Raw genomic sequence first — 16,497 nt, 5'->3', positions numbered from 1 at the left:
TTACGTTTTGTTACAGGTCGCTATTTTAGCTAACAGTATTTGCGCCCATATATCTAAGCGCCCTATCGATTCATGGTTATTCATAAGGAAAAACAATGTCATTTTCAGCTATCGCTGCCTTAGCGGTATTCACTGGTATCCTCTTTTTTCTCTACGGACAGCAGAAAAAAGAAAACACACTTTCTCGCCTCGTTTTACTCGGTTTAGTTTTCGGTAGTGCTTTTGGCCTTGGTCTTCAACTGCTATTTGGTGAAGGCAATCCTATTATCAAAGAGACGCTCGACTGGGTAAACATTGTGGGTCGTGGTTACGTTGGCCTACTAAAAATGGTCATCATGCCATTAGTGTTAGTTTCAATGATTGCGGCAGTAGTGAAGCTTGAGAAAGGCGGCTCACTAGGTAAGATTTCCGGCATCACCATTTCTGTGTTGCTAGCAACAACGGCAATTTCTGCGATTGTTGGTATTGTTGTAACACAAGCATTCGGCTTGTCGGCTGAAGGTTTAACTGAAGGCGCTCGTGAAACAGCACGTATCGCAACACTAGAAAGCCGCATCGGCAGCGTTTCAGATCTAACTATTCCACAAATGCTGGTTAGCTTTATTCCGACTAACCCATTTGCAGACCTAACAGGGGCTCGCTCTACTTCTATCATCGCGGTAGTTATCTTTGGCGTGCTAACGGGCATTGCTGCTCGTAAGGTGATGGCAGAGAAAGAAGAATTAGAATCTCCAATCCGTACGTTCGTTGAAGCGGCTCAATCTATCGTTATGCGCTTAGTTAAGATGATCATGGCACTAACGCCATACGGCATCGCAGCATTAATGGCGAAGGTAGTCGCAACGTCAAGTGCTTCTGACATCCTAAGCCTATTGGGCTTCATCGTTGCTTCTTACGTCGCTATTATCCTGATGTTCGTCGTTCACGGTGTGTTGGTTTCTTTTGTTGGTGTCAACCCGAAAGAGTACTTCCAAAAGATCTGGCCAGTACTGACGTTCGCTTTCACGTCTCGTAGCTCTGCAGCAACTATTCCCCTGAACGTTGAAGCTCAAATCACTAAGTTAAACGTACCACCAGCGATTGCTAACCTGTCTGCGTCTTTCGGTGCAACAATTGGTCAAAACGGTTGTGCGGGTATCTACCCTGCAATGCTAGCAGTAATGGTTGCACCTACGGTTGGCATTGACCCAATGGACATCAACTTCATTCTGTCTCTGATTGCTATTATCACAGTGAGCTCATTCGGTATTGCTGGCGTAGGTGGCGGTGCAACGTTCGCGGCACTTATCGTACTTCCTGCTATGGGCCTTCCTGTAACGATTGCAGCACTGCTTATCTCTATCGAGCCCCTTATCGATATGGCACGTACAGCGCTTAACGTATCTGGTGCAATGACAGCCGGTACGATCACAAGCCGCCTATTGGCTAAAAAGGACAAGCAGCAAGATTTGGAACAAGCGAACGCTTAATGGGTTCGATTGATCCAATAACTTGAGTCTCGTTACACAAAAACCGATGCACATGCGTCGGTTTTTTATTGCTTATTAGTTTTGTTTATTACTTTACGATCATCCACAGTCTATAACGCAAAACTCTATATTTGTTCAATAGTACAATAAGTTAGCCATGAAACATCAGCCAAACTGATATATGATGCACCGCTTCAATATGTCACATCATTCTGGCACCCGTTCGATAACAGGATCCTCATGAGCTTTATTATATTATTACTTCTTCTAGTCTTCGTTGGCGTTACACGTTTATTTCAGTGGCGAAAAACCTCTAGTTTTATCAAACTTCTTCTTATCTCTTTATTTATATTGATTGGTTCGGGTTTAATCCCTCGCTATCTACTAAACGACCTGCAAGCCAATTATGAGCGCAAACCTGACATTCAGTGGACCTCTCACAATGCCATTGTCTTGCTTGGTGCAGGTACTCAGCTCATCGCAAGTACACAAGAATTTGAGCCGACCTTTTTCTCGTTCGGTCGTATCAATGAAACGGCAAGCCAATATAAAAACTGTGCGAAGGCTCAAACCATATGCAAAGTGATTGTTAGTGGTGGAGATGCACAAAATAATGGTGTAACCGAAGCGGAAGTTTATCAACAGCAGTTGCTTAGACTCGGCGTTCCACTAGCCGATATCATTCAAGAATCGAATAGCGTCAACACTTGGAAAAACGCGCAGCTCACCAGTGACCTAATGAAGCATCACCAGTTCGACAACATTGTTCTTGTTTCATCAGGCCTACATATTCGTCGTAGTGAACTCTACTTTAATCATTTTGGATTAAACGTCGTCCCAATACGAGCCGACTACATGGCTGCTCAAATTTCATGGTTACCATTATGGTACAACTTCGCAGTTACAGACTTTGCATTGCATGAACAATTGGGTTTTGCTCGTTACAACCTTTACAACTTTATGGGTTGGAACAGCAAACGTGAGAAGCCCGGTGACGCCTGATCGCTTCAACCATGATCTAACTAGTTAGTTATTTAGCTATTTGGCTAGTGGTCATTTAGTATCTAGAAGATTCACAGCTCATAAACAAAAAATGCAGCCACAATCGAAGGATTGTCAGCTGCATTTTTAATTCGTGCTTCTACTCAGTACTAACGGGCAATTACCACATTAGATCATCTGGGATCACGAAGTCTTTGTACGGGTCATCTTCGTCTACTTCATCTGAGCTTGAAGCTTGCGTATCAACGATAGATTCTTCGTCACGCATCGCGATCTTGTTTGCTACTGCTGTTGGGATAACAACATAGCTTTCGCCTTGGCGCGCAATACTTAGAATGCCTTTACTTAGTTGCTTTTGAGTCAGCTCTTCTACGTAAAGGTATTTAACTAGCGTACCGTCGGTGAAGTTGTATTTGATCTCACCGTTCTTCTGTTCGATCTTGTTCATCTCAATCAGTTGCTTCACTTGAGCTTTAATTTCTTTGCTCAACTGCTGTTCTTTCAACTGTTGGTTTAACTCTTTGTCTTTCGCTTGCTGCGCCAGTTTAGTTTCTTCTGCTGCCGCTTTTGCTTCACGAGACTGAACGCGAGACTTTTTAGAGCCCTTCTTCGCCTTCTTTAATTTTTTCTCATTTACCAAGCCAGCTTTAAGCATTTGCTCTTGGAGTGTTAACTTTGCCATGACTTTCCCAGTTCAGGATTAAAAACGACACTATCATACCTGTTTTTGAGGAATCTGTTTACTGAACAATGGCAAAATTTATGCTGATAGAGCAAGGCGGTTAGCGTTTTCCCTTATCTTGATTCACAGCATCCATTTCTGGTTATTTACCGACCTATGATTTCCACGAAAACAACCACTAGTGACTTACCCTTAAACCCAAATCGTTCCTCTATTTTTTAGCGTGCGCGCGTATCACTTATCATTCAGGCAAAGCAATATGTTAATTTTCAATGAGTAATCTAATTTATAAAACCATGGCATATATCTAATATTTGGATAATTCCCATAGAGTTATAACTCCAATGTCACAACTCTTTACTACGTTATTCTTTAAACCAATCAGTAAGGATAACGTTAAAATGAAAACTCAATGGACTTGCCTGAGTGCAATACTTGCATCAGCTTCATTCATTTCAACCTCGGCTATTGCAGATACCGATGTGTACCTGACCAATAACACGAGCCAAGTAATGACGATTCAAACCAATCACACGGGTACCGACCAGCTTCAATTCGGTGATGAGTGGCAGCAACATGTTGAACAGATTGGCCCTTGGGAGACGAAGAAGCTGATCAGTTTCAATCGCTGGACTGGTGTGAAATCTGGGAAGACCTATGAGTTTGACACTGTGGTATCGAACGCTGTGGGTGAGAGTGTCACGCTCAACCAAACCATGAAGGGTCATTGGTACAACTCGACACTGCAACATGGTTTAAGCGCCGCAGACGTCAACCTAACGTTGCATGACGACCGCAATATTCATCGCAGCACAACCGATGCGTTCGGGGTCAATGCAGAGCTAGCACTTAAAGCCGATTCTACGGCGCGCTACGATGATATTTATTACACCATCACTCCACCAAAAGTGGATGAGCAACCAGAGCCAGATGCCAATACACTCAAAGTCATGACTTATAACATCTGGGCACTGCCTGCCATCGCTTCGCATATTGGTGACCGCTATGACCTGACCCCTCAATACGTAAAGGGCTATGACGTGTTGGCTCTACAAGAGGTGTTTGCTAACGGCAGAGATGAATTCTTGCGTGAACTTGCAAAAGAGTATCCTTATCAAACCAAAATGCTCGATAAAGATGGGATTAACATCTATGACGGCGGTGTGATAATTGTGAGCCGCTACCCTATTGTCAACGAAGCGCAATACGTGTTTCCTGATTGTACAGGCACAGATTGTTTCGCTGATAAAGGCGTGAATTACGCTGAAGTCATCAAAAACGGTCAGGCTTACCACGTGTTTGGCACTCACACCGCATCGTTCGATACAGACACCGCTCGTGACTACCGACAACGTCAATTCAAGCAGATGCGTCAGCTTGCTCAATCACTGGAAATACCAACTTCAGAGACGGTTATTTACAGCGGTGACTTCAACGTGAACAAGCTGAAGTTCCCAGGCGACTACCAACAAATGTTCGCTAACCTGCAAGCCGATGAGCCGGAGTATTCAGGTTATACCGCTTCAACCTTTGATCCACGCATCAACAACTTTGCGGGCGAACCTATGTCTGGCGGGGAAAATGTCGAATACTTGGATTACGTAGTGGTGAGTTCGGAGTACGCACAAAAAACTCACAACAATAACCGTGTTGATGTTCCTCGCTCAACCAGCAGTGAATTATGGAAGCACTACAACCTTTCAGACCACTTCCCTGTCAGTGCCGTGATCAAGTAGCGCGGTGAACCCATAATGCATCGAGTTATATTAATCCTAATGCTCGTCGCGGTGACGAGCATTATTGGCTACTCATGGTCATCAAAATCGAACGGAATACCGCTATCTTCGGCTCAACACGCAGAAGCTAAGCCCCGTGTTTCTACGACAACTGATGACGATAATTCCACGCCCACTGCAACCACCAGTTCGGGAAATGCAGCATCGAAGAACAAACAAGCCGAAGCAGAATCATCGGGCGGAGAAACGCATGTTGAAAACTTGAGCGAACTTGAAGGTAAAGCTCTATTCGATGAACTCGATGGGTTCTGGAAGCTTTGCCAACAACGTGATGACTGCACTGAGCAACTCGCACGATTGAAATCAGAGTTGCCGAGTATATGGTTTAAGTTACTGAGCGACTATCCGCAGCTATCAGTCGACTGGCAATTAGCCCAAAGTACCATCCCACTTGAATCCATAGAGACTCTTGAAGATCGTGTTGCCTTATTCAAGCAGTCTGCACAGCAAATATGGGGCGAGTTGGCCCACCAGCTATTCGCAGACCAGTTTGCGCATCTAGATTTTACGCTCGACGCAAACATCCTTAAAGAAAACGATGCGAACCAGTTTTTGGCCAACTATCAAGATTTGCTTAATGAATGGCAAAACAATACGGGCACGTTAAACGCCGAAACACAGCTTCAAAAATATGAACTGGCAGTATCTTTGATATCCAGCAGCTATAGCCCTGCTGAAGTAGCATCAGTCAAAACCGGCCTCCAAGATGCCTACTTAGATGAAGCGCAGGCCAGCAACATTGCCACGCGAGAACAACAAGTCGCACAACAGCAACAAACCGTGATGAGTTATCACGAGCAACTGGATCAGCTCAAAGCGACCTTAGGCTCTCAGCGCTCATCAAGTTATGCCACTTGGACTCAACAAAATTGGGACAGTTATTATCAACAGCAAGTCACCGACTTCAGGGAGCAGTTTTTTAGCAAGTAACGCTTTAACTTAAACCATCACGAAACTGCGCTGGCGTTTTATTGATCCAACTTTTAAACGCCCTTCTGAAATTTGCGGGGTCGCTATAACCGAGCCTTTCACCTATGTCATCGATACTCATGGTTGTGCCGAGTAACAGCTCTTTGGCCAGTTCCACTCTAACTTCGGTAAGCAATATATGATAACTGGAATCATGGGTCACTAGCTCTCTCCTGAGCGTACGAGAGCTACACCCAAACTCATCCGCGAGTTGCTCTATATTCGGGAAACTGCCTGCGGTTTGATAAAAGATCGTTTTGATTTGGTTAGTCAGCAGATGCTCAGAGTCCAGCGTTTCCACTATCGACTGGCAAGACGCAAGATAGCGCTTCAGTGTCGCGGCATCATGAGTCAATAAGGTTTTTGATAAAACCGAGGCATCAAAACGCAGTTCACAATGGTTTTGTTCAAAAATCACCGGGCACTGGAAACGCTCGTCATAAAGCTTGGTGTAATTAGGGCGAGCATAAGGCAAAGCCAAAGTATGAATATCCAACTCATGACCAGTCAGTTCTTCGAACAAAGAGACGATTGAACTCAAGAAATACTCACTGCAGAAAGGTAGGAGATCGCCCACTTCCAAGGTGTTCTCAATCTGAATCACTGCTTGCTTGGAATCTAGAAACAATTTAACCGAGAAGATAGGACCGTTCAGGCGCAGATATTTAAAGCCCGACTTGATGGCCTCCCCGACATTTTGACTGGTCGATAACGCATAACCCAACACACCAAAGTGGCTCAAGCTAGCGTGTTCCCCCAGCCAAAGCCCTAAGCCATCGTGAGGAAAGCTCTGATTCGCCACGCTAAATAACGCAAGTTTATCAGCGTAAGTCAGCTTTCCATTCGGGTCTCGCCAATCCATGTTCGGCAAACCCACATCATTGAGTAGCCTTTCAATATCGATACCTCGTTGCTCTAACGTATTCAACAGCAGCGCGATATCTAATGTACCCAACTGATGCCTATGTCCGGTTGGCTTATACTCCGCGATAATCTCCAATCGTCTCTCCTTATATCGAGCTCATTCCCATCAACATGACTACTCAGCTTCAACAACACTACTGACAAAATCGTGATTGGCAACGCGCTCTTGTCCGAATATGACCTCCCAATTCTACGCTACTCATCGCACAATGGCTTTAGTTGTTAAATTTATGTGAACCATCGCAATGATAAAAACGAACCCAGCCCCATACAGTTTGATTGATTCTAATGGCCAGCCAACCATTGGACATTTCGATGGCATCCCAAAGCACCTGAACATCGAGAACTTTGACTACCGAAACGCAATGGATTCAAAAGCAAACCTTTGGCAGAAGCACTTCCACTACAAGCAATTTCAATTTGTCAGCATCGTCACCGACACGCACATTATTGGTGTCGCTATCGCGGATATTCGCTACTTAGGCTCGGCATTTTGTTATCTGTACGATATTGAAAACAACCATCTAGAAGAGTCATCTTGGTTGAGGCCATTAGGGTTTGATAAACAAGTTACCGCTTCGCCATTTGACGGCACGACAAACATTGCAGGCCAAAGCATCATCTTTAATATTGAAGGCGGGCAATGGCAAGTTCGATTGAATACCAAACTCATCAAGGCCGATATCGCTTTAGAGCCTAAAGCCGACAGCTTGCCCTTGGCGATGTGCAGCCCAACGGGTTATTCAGGTTGGACTTACACCCAAAAGCACAATGCTTTGCGCATCAGCGGTGACATCCAAATCAAGGGAGAATCACTCGTTCTCGAACAAGCTCGTGCTGGTTATGACTTTTCAGCGGGTTACATGAGACGTGAAACCAGTTGGCGCTGGGCAAGCATCAACACGCAATCCAATGGCACAGATATTGGCCTAAACCTCGCGGCGGGCGTGAATGAAACCGGAGGCTGCGAAAACGTGTTATGGGTCAATGGAACCAGACACTTACTTAACCCGGTACAGTTTACGTTCAGTCGCCAAGACACGAATTTACCTTGGCAGATAACATCACAAGATGGACGTATAAACCTGACCTTTACGCCCTTAAATAACCGCAGCGAAAAGCTCAATTTATGGCTGTTAAAGAGTAACTTTCGTCAGTTCATTGGTCACTTTTCTGGCTCGATTGAAGACAACAATGGAGTGACACATCACCTCGATGGTGTTCTTGGCCTAACAGAAGATCACTTTGCTCGCTGGTAACGTAATTCTGCTGATTGAATCTCAGGCGAGCAAGTTTAAGTAAACTTGATACTAAGAACGCGTATGGCGTCTCAACAAGGATAAAACATGAATATCGACGCATTAATCAATCACCCAGAATGGCTACTGCTGGTATTAGCGCCCTTATTCGTGGTGTGCATGTTGGCTGAGTATTTTATCGGTCAGAAGCAAGGTCGACTACCAGACAATTCCAACTATAAACTTTCAGAAGTGATGTGTAACTTCACGCTGGCGGGAATGCATCAACTCTCCGATTTGCTCACCGGGTTATTGGTCGTGCAGTTGTATCTTTGGCTGTTTGGTTGGCGCTTAATGGACGTTGAAATGGGCGTACTGAGTTTTGTTGTATTGATGGTATTACAAGACTTTTGCTATTACTGGTTCCATAGAGCAAGCCATCGTGTTCGCTGGATGTGGGCCGCGCACGTCGCGCACCACAGTTCAGAAAGCATGAACTTCAGTACGGCTTTCCGTCAGAGTTTTATGTATCCACTTGCTGGGATGTGGCTGTTCTGGGTGCCGCTCGTCATCATAGGTTTCGACCCTAAATGGGTGATCTTTGTGGTCCTTCTCAACCTAGGTTTACAGTTCTTTGTCCATACACAATGGATACGAAGCTTGGGGCCGCTTGAGTACATCTTTAATACCCCGTCGCATCATCGAGTACATCATGGTAAAAACCCGCAGTACATCGATAAGAACTACGCCGGTGTTTTAATCATTTGGGATAAATTGTTTGGTACGTTCGAGCCTGAAATTGAAACCGTGCGTTACGGTGTCACCAAACCCGTAAACAGTTTTAACCCTATAATCGTCACCTTTCAAGAATGGAAGGCTATATTCAAAGATTTGAGAAACCGAGAGCTAACCATGAAACAGAAAGTCCGGTTGATACTCTCGCCTCCGTCAGATTAAACGAGTAATAGATAGTAACAAACCGCCACAATGCGCTCCAAAGGCATACCCACGCGGCTCGGTTGAATAGTAAAGCACCGTTTTACGGCAATTTATTTGTGATCTGGGTTGCACGTGTACCGCATACTATCAGATACTGAACAAAACTAACCTTCAGCCACAGTAAATGTTCCACGCTTACTGTTCAGGAAATTCAATGAGTTCAGATAATCAGCCGACCTACTTCTTTTTCGATTACGAAACGTGGGGCGTTAGCCCAGCAAAAGACCGTCCGAGTCAGTTTGCGGGTGTTCGTACCGACCAAGATTTCAATGTTATTGGAGAGCCTCTGGTTATCTATTGCCAACCTCCTGCTGATTACCTCCCTGCGCCTGAAGCTGCGCTGATCACCCGTATCACGCCACAGAAAGCGGCTTCACAAGGTCTCCCTGAGCCAGAGTTTATCGCTAAGATCCATGCTGAGTTGGCCAAACCAAACACCACAAGCCTTGGTTACAACAGTATTCGATTTGATGACGAGGTAACGCGTTACACCTGTTACCGAAACTTCATCGACCCATATGCGTGGAGCTGGCAGAACGGCAACTCTCGTTGGGATCTACTCGATGTAATGCGCGCTGTTCACGCACTGCGCCCTGAAGGCATTGTTTGGCCAGAGAACGAAGAAGGTTATCCAAGTTTCAAACTGGAACACTTATCTGTGGCAAACGGCATTGAACATGAGAACGCGCACGATGCAATGGCCGATGTTATTGCGACTATCGAGTTGGCGAAAAAGCTAAAAGCTGCACAACCTAAGATGTTTGATTATCTCTACAACATGCGCCACAAGCGTAAGTTGAATGAGCTTGTCGACATCGTAAACATGACACCTCTAATGCACGTGTCAGGCATGTTTGGCCGTGACTGCAACTACACAAGCTGGGTTGTGCCTATGGCTTGGCATCCAACCAATCAAAATGCGGTTATCGTGGTTGATTTAGCTAAAGATCCAAGCCCACTGTTAGAACTGGATGCTGATGAACTCAGAGAAAGGCTCTACACCAAGCGCAGTGAACTGGGTGAAGACGAGCTACCCGTGCCAATCAAATTGGTTCAACTGAACAAGTGCCCTATTCTTGCTCCAGCCAAAACGCTGACGGCTGAAAATGCCGAAACCATTGGCATCGATCGCCAACAATGCTTGAAGAACTTGGCCCTGTTGCGCGAACACCCAGAGATCCGCGAAAAACTCATTGGCCTGTACTCTCAAGAGCGCGAGTACGAAAAAAGTGATGATGTTGATACCCACCTTTACGACGGTTTCTTTTCACCTGCTGATAAAACAGCGATGAACATCATTCGCGAAACTGACCCAAATAACTTGGCAGCTTTAGATATCACCTTCGGTGATGAACGTATTAAACCGTTACTGTTCCGTTACCGTGCTCGTCATTTCCCATGGACGCTCGACGAAGCTGAGCAATTGAAATGGGCGAACCATTGTCGTGAGTTTTATGAAAGCCGTTTAGAAGAGTACATGCTCAACCTTGAAAACCTCGCGCATGAACATGAAAGCGACGAGAAGAAAATGGCTATCTTGAAGGCGGTTTATCAATACGTAGAAAAGTTAGCTAGCTAATTCCATTATCAAGAGACGTAACACTTTGAAAGAAAGATTGATCCAACTGGTTTACTGCTTAATCTCCTTCACCTTAATCATAGGTGCACTTACAGCAGGTAACGCGTTACAGCACTTTTTGGATACCTCAATCCCAGGCAGTATTTTTGGCATGTTGATTCTGTTTGCCGCCATGGTGATTGGTATTGTTCCTTCGCACTGGGTACAACCCGGTGCAAGCTTGATTATCCGGCTAATGATCTTACTGTTTGTTCCGATCAGTGTAGGGTTGATGGATCACTTCGACATGCTTATCGCAAACGCATTGCCAATTATGGCGAGCGCCGTTGGCGGCACGTTGTTGGTGTTGGTGTCTTTATCATGGTTCTTAGACCGCTTGCTTTCGAGAGGTAACTGATCATGTGGATTCTACTCACCATCGTGGTATTCCTGTTTGCTCGCTGGGTAAGTCAAAAAGTAAACTCACCGCTGTGTAATCCCCTGCTGATCAGCATTGGTATCATCATTCCGATACTCACGTTCTTCAAAGTACCGTTTGAGACTTACTATGCGGACAACACCTGGATTACTTACATGCTTCAGCCTGCTGTTGTTGCACTTGCTTACCCGCTTTATGAGCAGCTACCTCAAATCAGAGCCAACTGGCGCATCATCACCTTTGCTTGCACGCTAGGCAGTGTGATGTCGATGACAACGACAGCATTGATCGCAGTGGCTTTTAAAGCGGACTTGAGTTTGATTGCGAGTTTATTAGGTAAGTCAGTCACCACACCAATTGCGATGGAAGTATCGAGCCATTTAGGTGGTGAAGCAGCGATTGCGGCAATACTGGTATTGATTGTTGGTCTATTTGGGGCAATTTTTGCTTATCCAATCTACAATCTCATTGGTATTAAGAGCCCTATCGCGCGTGGTTTAACCATGGGCACGGTATCTCACGCATTAGGTACTGCGACCTGTGCTGAAAAGAACCAAGAAGATGCAGCATTCAGCTCTCTAGCGCTTGTGCTTTGTGGCGTCATTACCTCAATCATCGCACCGAGTATATTTTCGCTCGTGGTTTGGTTCTATTCTTAACTAAAACCTCACCACACGAATCAGCCCAACCAGAATACTGTTGATTTCAGTGCCTGCTTGGGCTTTTTATTCGCATTTAATCAGCAATAGCAGCCAAGTCGCGTCCTGTTTAGGCCAATAAGTGCGATATCAACGATGGTTTTTGCGCTTGCAATCGATTTCATCTGTGACCTCACTCTAATTATGCAAACCAATGTAATAACAACAATACAATAGTGATCGCTATCACAGAAAATTCCTACACATTGCATAAAATTAAAGCCTAAGGTCAAATAAGGATTCAACATGAACAGTCGTATTACCCTGGCGCTGGAAAGTGCTCCAACAGCAATCAAAGCACTTTTGAGTGACATCGTATTAGCAGACAACTTTGACGCGACATTGTCTCCAGAACAATTTGCTAGCCTCCTGCAAGCAAGTGGTTTAGCGGATGACGAGCTACGTATTGCGCTACTTCCTTTTGCCGCTGCGTATTCTTACGCGCCGCTATCTGAATTCTATGTGGGTGCCATCGTGCGTGGCCTATCTGGTCGTCTGTACTTCGGTGCAAACTTGGAAATTGCAGGTGCGCAACTTGGTCAAACGGTTCATGCTGAACAATCAGCCATCAGCCACGCGTGGATGAAGGGTGAAGAAGGCCTTTCTGATATCACGATCAACTTCAGCCCTTGTGGTCACTGTCGCCAATTCATGAACGAATTGACGACGGCAAAAGAACTTAAAGTTCAATTACCACAGCGTGATGAAATGTCACTGCAAGAATACCTACCTGACTCTTTCGGCCCTGCTGATTTAGGTGTAACAACAGGCCTAATGACAAAGCTTGATCATAAGTACACGACCGAAGAAACAACACCTATTGTTGTAGAAGCGCTAGCAGCACTAAACCGCAGCCATGCGCCTTACACCAAAAACCTAAGTGGTGTTTCGCTACAACTGACGTCAGGTGAAATTTTTACGGGTGCTTACGCTGAAAACGCAGCGTTCAACCCGAGCCTACCTCCTCTGCAAGTCGCGTTAATTCAACTTAAACTGGCTGGCTTCGATTTTGAACAAATTGAAAGTGCAGCTTTGGTTGAAATCGCCGAAGGTAGCATCAGTCACCTAGCGGATACGCAATCTACATTAGAAGCGATTAATCCCGACATTCCAGTGACTTACTTAGCAATCTAAGTACATCTAATTAACAAAAATTCAAATAAGCAGCCCTATTTAACGGGGCTGCTTTTTTTATACCTGTAATTAACGCAACAACTTGCGCAAACGTTTGCTTTTATTATTGAAATAAGTATGATCACCCCGTTTTCAATCAATCGTTCAAAAGATCGGAAGGAATTTCTATGTTTGGTACTGCTACTCGTGAAAATGCTACTCGTGTACTTCTATTAGGTTCAGGTGAACTCGGCAAAGAAGTTGCTATCGAGTGCCAACGTTTAGGTTTGGAAGTTATTGCTTGTGACCGTTATGCAGACGCACCCGCGATGCAAGTTGCGCATCGTAGCCATGTATTAGACATGTTAGACGGCGATGCACTTCAAGCGATCATTGAACTAGAAAAGCCAGATTATGTGGTTCCTGAAATTGAAGCTATTGCCACCAGCAAGTTGGTAGAGCTAGAAGCACAAGGCTTAAATGTCGTTCCGACTGCGAATGCGACCAAGCTAACGATGAACCGCGAAGGTATCCGTCGCCTAGCGGCAGAAGAGCTAAAACTGAGCACTTCTCCTTACCGCTTTGCAGACACCTTTGAAGACTTCGCTGCCGCTGTTGAATTCGTGGGAATGCCTTGCGTTGTTAAGCCAGTAATGAGCTCTTCAGGTAAAGGCCAAAGCGTTATCAAAACAGAGGAAGACATTCAAAAGTCTTGGGACTACGCACAAGAAGGCGGTCGTACTGGCGCGGGTCGCGTAATCGTTGAAGGCTTCATCGACTTTGATTACGAAATTACGTTACTTACCGTTCGCGCAGTCGACGGTGTTCACTTCTGTGCACCTATCGGTCACCGCCAAGAAGACGGTGATTACCGTGAGTCTTGGCAGCCACAAGTGATGTCAGACAACGCACTTAAAGCCGCGCAATACACGGCTGAACAAGTGGTTAACGCACTAGGTGGTCACGGCATCTTTGGTGTCGAGCTGTTTGTTAAAGGCGATCACGTTATCTTCAACGAAGTATCCCCTCGCCCACACGATACTGGCTTAGTGACTCTTATGTCTCAAGACTCATCGGAATTCGCACTGCACGTACGCGCGTTTACCGGTATGCCGATCAAATCCATCACGCAATACGGCCCATGTGCATCAGCGGTTATTCTGGGCCAAGGCACTTCAACCAACATTCGTTTTGAAGGTCTTACAGAGGCGCTAGACGCACCACAAACGCAAGTTCGCTTGTTTGGTAAGCCTGATATCGATGGTCGCCGTCGTCTAGGTGTGGCGCTGACTCGTCGCAACAGCACTGAGACTGCGATTGAAGATGCAATTGAGAGTGCTTCTAAAGTAAAAGTAATTTACTAACTGTTAATTACCATTTTCTAGCTAATGACAACTAGACTACTAATTGGTAACGACTAACTCAGATCTGAACCATTACGTTCTCGCATCTGAACAATCACGACTTCAAATCTGAACAATAAAAAAGACGGGCTATCGAGCCCGTCTTTTTGTTGGTGTTATCTTTTTTATTGAAGCGGTCTTTTCGCTAGAGAGCTCACTGCGCTTAAGCGTCTGACTCAATCAAGTACACTTCTTCACTGAATCGAGACAAGCCTTTTTTGGCAATCTTCGGATGTTCATCGTCTGCAATATCTTGATTCAACAATGTGATTTTGTATCCCGCGAACAACTGATCAATCTCTAGTTTAGGTACGCTAAACGGAGGCCCTGCCATCTCGCTTTGGTCGTAATCCAGCGTCACTAGAAGGATCTTACCACCCGGTTTCAGTAGTTGTTTCAAACGCTCTACGTACTGCACTCGCATCTCTTCAGGCAATGCGACTAAAGACGCGCGATCGTAAATGGTATCGACAGGCTGGATTGGCGCTGAGAAGTAATCGCCCGTGTAGATGTTCAGTTCATCGAATTGATACAGCTCATGCTGACCACTGATTTGAGTCACTGTCGGTGTGTATAAATGCTCAGAGAAAAATGCGCGAACCGCAATCTGGCTTAACTCGACACCTTGAACCTCTTCATGCTTGGTCGCTAACCAAATCAAATCTTCACTCTTGCCACAAAGAGGCACAAAGACACTCTTCTCGTAGTTAGGCTCAGTCTTTTCCCAAAATTTAATCAGAAGTGGGTTTACATCTTCGAGGTGGAAACCAATTTGGTTGGCTGCCCATTTATTGTGCCAAAATTCAGGATTATTCATCTTTCATTCATGTTAAACAGTCATAATGCAAGGGTACAGTATAGAGAGGTAAGAGCAACCTTAGCTTGGTTTAAAGTACCAAATTGGTTTCGATGAAATCAGAAACTGGCTAAGTTCAAAGTTCTAATAATTGCGGAACTAACGGTTGGATTATTTGTCTATATCTTCACATTTTAAAGCAATATTAAACGTTAGAGTTGGTTTCTGTCTTAGCTAGCCCCATTTAATATGTAGTGAGTTTAGTTAAGCTGTTTTTACTCTTGTGCGTTACTGGTTACCCCTTTTAACTACCCGTTTTTGTAACCTTGTATTTTGGAGTTTGAATGAGTGTATTTCTCCGTACGACGGCCCTAATGCTATTGGTATTGAGCCGAGCGCCTGCATTCGCAGCAGCACCTGTTTCAACAAGTTCGACTGATCAAACGCGCACTCCTGCGCAAAACCAAGTTTCATCAAACGTATTCCGTCATAGTTTGAGCGGCCTTTACGGCATCAAAGCCTTCGACTCACGCCCGACTCAGCCTTACACCGACTTCGATATTCTGTACAGCAAAGCGCATCAAGGCCAAGCTGAACTAGAAACTATCTGTAAAAGTACTGCCCTACTCACCAATTCTGAAGCGCTATTTGCTGGCGTTAAATCTCAAGCTCGTGCAGAAGAAAAAATCGCCCTTGAGCTTGATGGTGATGTAACAAAAATTACCGACTTAGCCCGCGCAACTATCATCGCGAACGATGTAGAGAGCTTGGTTGAAGTTTACGAAGCGCTAAGCCGTGAAGCAGACGTTGTTAAGCTGAAAAACAAGTTTAAATCACCAGCTGACTCTGGCTACCGTGACCTTAACTTGTTGGTTCGTTTGCCAAAGACCAACATCATTGCAGAGGTTCAACTTCACTTAAAAGCGATTGCTGATGTGAAAAGTGGCCCTGAGCACGAACTCTACGAAATCATCCAAGGCATTGAGCGTCACGCAATTGCAGAACATCGCCCAATCAACGATATCGAATCGGCACAAATCAAAAGCCTAAGACGCCAATCTTTAGAGCTTTACCAACAAGCATGGCAACCGTACATTACCACGCACATTAAAGCGGCATAACCACTGGCATAAACGCTTACCATAAACAAGAACGACAAAGGGCTGCATAATCGCAGCCCTTTCTTTTTATTAGTGCTCTCGCGTTGCTTTCATTAGTTCATTAGTTCATTAGTTCATTACTATCAGAAAGCAAACTATAGGGATGTCACTATTAGTAGTTAACGAGAAGGGTAGCTAAGAAAAGAGAGTCAGGTGATACCACTAAGAGAAACCAGTGACAAGACAGTCAGCAAATGATGCATAAGACGTAGATACAAAAAGACCACGCTAGGCGTTAATGCCGATCAGTT

At 45.0% G+C, this 16,497-nt stretch carries 15 protein-coding genes; 12 read left to right on the top strand and 3 right to left on the bottom strand.

Going from position 1 to position 16,497, the window contains the following annotated elements; translation table 11 throughout:
- The first annotated feature begins 95 nt into the window (after positions 1-95).
- Entirely contained in the window at positions 96-1,469 is a 1,374-nt protein-coding gene (locus AB4589_RS06560) for an L-cystine transporter (RefSeq protein ID WP_009846939.1), read from the top strand.
- A 240-nt stretch (positions 1,470-1,709) separates the two neighbouring features.
- Complete coding sequence (locus tag AB4589_RS06555; RefSeq protein ID WP_372099833.1) at positions 1,710-2,471, top strand: YdcF family protein; 762 nt, start codon at positions 1,710-1,712, stop codon at positions 2,469-2,471.
- Positions 2,472-2,631: 160 nt separating this feature from the next.
- On the opposite strand, the gene AB4589_RS06550 is transcribed toward AB4589_RS06555, so the two are convergent.
- Entirely contained in the window at positions 2,632-3,153 is a 522-nt protein-coding gene (locus tag AB4589_RS06550) for a DUF2058 domain-containing protein (protein ID WP_012604134.1), read from the bottom strand.
- 401 nt (positions 3,154-3,554) lie between these two features.
- Here AB4589_RS06550 and AB4589_RS06545 point away from each other — a divergent pair, with 401 nt between their 5' ends.
- Positions 3,555-4,889, top strand: a complete 1,335-nt coding sequence (locus AB4589_RS06545; protein ID WP_372099831.1) for a sphingomyelin phosphodiesterase — start codon at positions 3,555-3,557, stop codon at positions 4,887-4,889.
- A 39-nt stretch (positions 4,890-4,928) separates the two neighbouring features.
- Positions 4,929-5,879, top strand: coding sequence for a chromosome partitioning protein ParA (locus AB4589_RS06540; protein WP_372099889.1), 951 nt, complete (start codon positions 4,929-4,931; stop codon positions 5,877-5,879).
- A gap of 4 nt (positions 5,880-5,883) precedes the next feature.
- Here AB4589_RS06540 and AB4589_RS06535 read toward each other — a convergent pair whose 3' ends face one another.
- On the bottom strand, positions 5,884-6,918 hold the full coding sequence (locus AB4589_RS06535) for an AraC family transcriptional regulator (protein WP_372099829.1): 1,035 nt from the start codon (positions 6,916-6,918) through the stop codon (positions 5,884-5,886).
- 169 nt (positions 6,919-7,087) lie between these two features.
- Here AB4589_RS06535 and AB4589_RS06530 point away from each other — a divergent pair, with 169 nt between their 5' ends.
- The 7 genes from AB4589_RS06530 to purT all read left to right on the top strand — a co-directional run bounded on the left by AB4589_RS06530 (position 7,088) and on the right by purT (position 14,251).
- The gene (locus tag AB4589_RS06530; protein ID WP_135384422.1) at positions 7,088-8,101 is read left to right on the top strand and encodes a DUF2804 domain-containing protein; all 1,014 of its coding nucleotides are present in this window, start codon (positions 7,088-7,090) and stop codon (positions 8,099-8,101) included.
- 87 nt (positions 8,102-8,188) lie between these two features.
- Positions 8,189-9,037 (top strand): sterol desaturase family protein, encoded by an 849-nt coding sequence (locus tag AB4589_RS06525; protein ID WP_372099827.1) that lies wholly within the window; start codon positions 8,189-8,191, stop codon positions 9,035-9,037.
- A gap of 196 nt (positions 9,038-9,233) precedes the next feature.
- A complete protein-coding gene (gene sbcB / locus AB4589_RS06520; protein WP_372099826.1) occupies positions 9,234-10,658 on the top strand; it encodes an exodeoxyribonuclease I in 1,425 nt (474 codons plus the stop codon).
- 25 nt (positions 10,659-10,683) lie between these two features.
- Positions 10,684-11,055, top strand: coding sequence for a CidA/LrgA family protein (locus tag AB4589_RS06515; protein WP_004734867.1), 372 nt, complete (start codon positions 10,684-10,686; stop codon positions 11,053-11,055).
- Positions 11,056-11,057: 2 nt separating this feature from the next.
- The gene (locus tag AB4589_RS06510) at positions 11,058-11,735 is read left to right on the top strand and encodes an LrgB family protein (protein ID WP_012604141.1); all 678 of its coding nucleotides are present in this window, start codon (positions 11,058-11,060) and stop codon (positions 11,733-11,735) included.
- Between the two features lie 285 nt (positions 11,736-12,020).
- A complete protein-coding gene (cdd, locus tag AB4589_RS06505; protein WP_017102198.1) occupies positions 12,021-12,908 on the top strand; it encodes a cytidine deaminase in 888 nt (295 codons plus the stop codon).
- A gap of 167 nt (positions 12,909-13,075) precedes the next feature.
- Positions 13,076-14,251: a formate-dependent phosphoribosylglycinamide formyltransferase gene (purT, locus tag AB4589_RS06500; RefSeq protein ID WP_017070928.1), complete on the top strand. Its 1,176-nt coding sequence runs from the start codon at positions 13,076-13,078 to the stop codon at positions 14,249-14,251.
- A gap of 202 nt (positions 14,252-14,453) precedes the next feature.
- Here the strand turns inward: purT and AB4589_RS06495 are convergent, their stop codons facing one another.
- Positions 14,454-15,107 carry a thiopurine S-methyltransferase gene (locus AB4589_RS06495; RefSeq protein WP_372099824.1) on the bottom strand — a complete coding sequence of 218 codons (654 nt, stop codon included), beginning with the start codon at positions 15,105-15,107 and terminating at the stop codon, positions 14,454-14,456.
- Positions 15,108-15,430: 323 nt separating this feature from the next.
- Between AB4589_RS06495 and AB4589_RS06490 the strand changes: the two genes are divergently transcribed.
- A complete protein-coding gene (locus tag AB4589_RS06490; protein WP_372099822.1) occupies positions 15,431-16,207 on the top strand; it encodes a phosphoribosylglycinamide formyltransferase in 777 nt (258 codons plus the stop codon).
- The last annotated feature ends 290 nt before the right edge of the window (positions 16,208-16,497 follow it).

It is taken from the genome of Vibrio sp. 10N.222.49.A3 (assembly GCF_041475145.1).
GTDB classification, from domain to species: domain Bacteria; phylum Pseudomonadota; class Gammaproteobacteria; order Enterobacterales; family Vibrionaceae; genus Vibrio; species Vibrio tasmaniensis_A.
The sequence above is the reverse complement of the archived record's forward strand: the minus strand, read 5'-3'. Positions and strand labels throughout refer to the sequence as shown.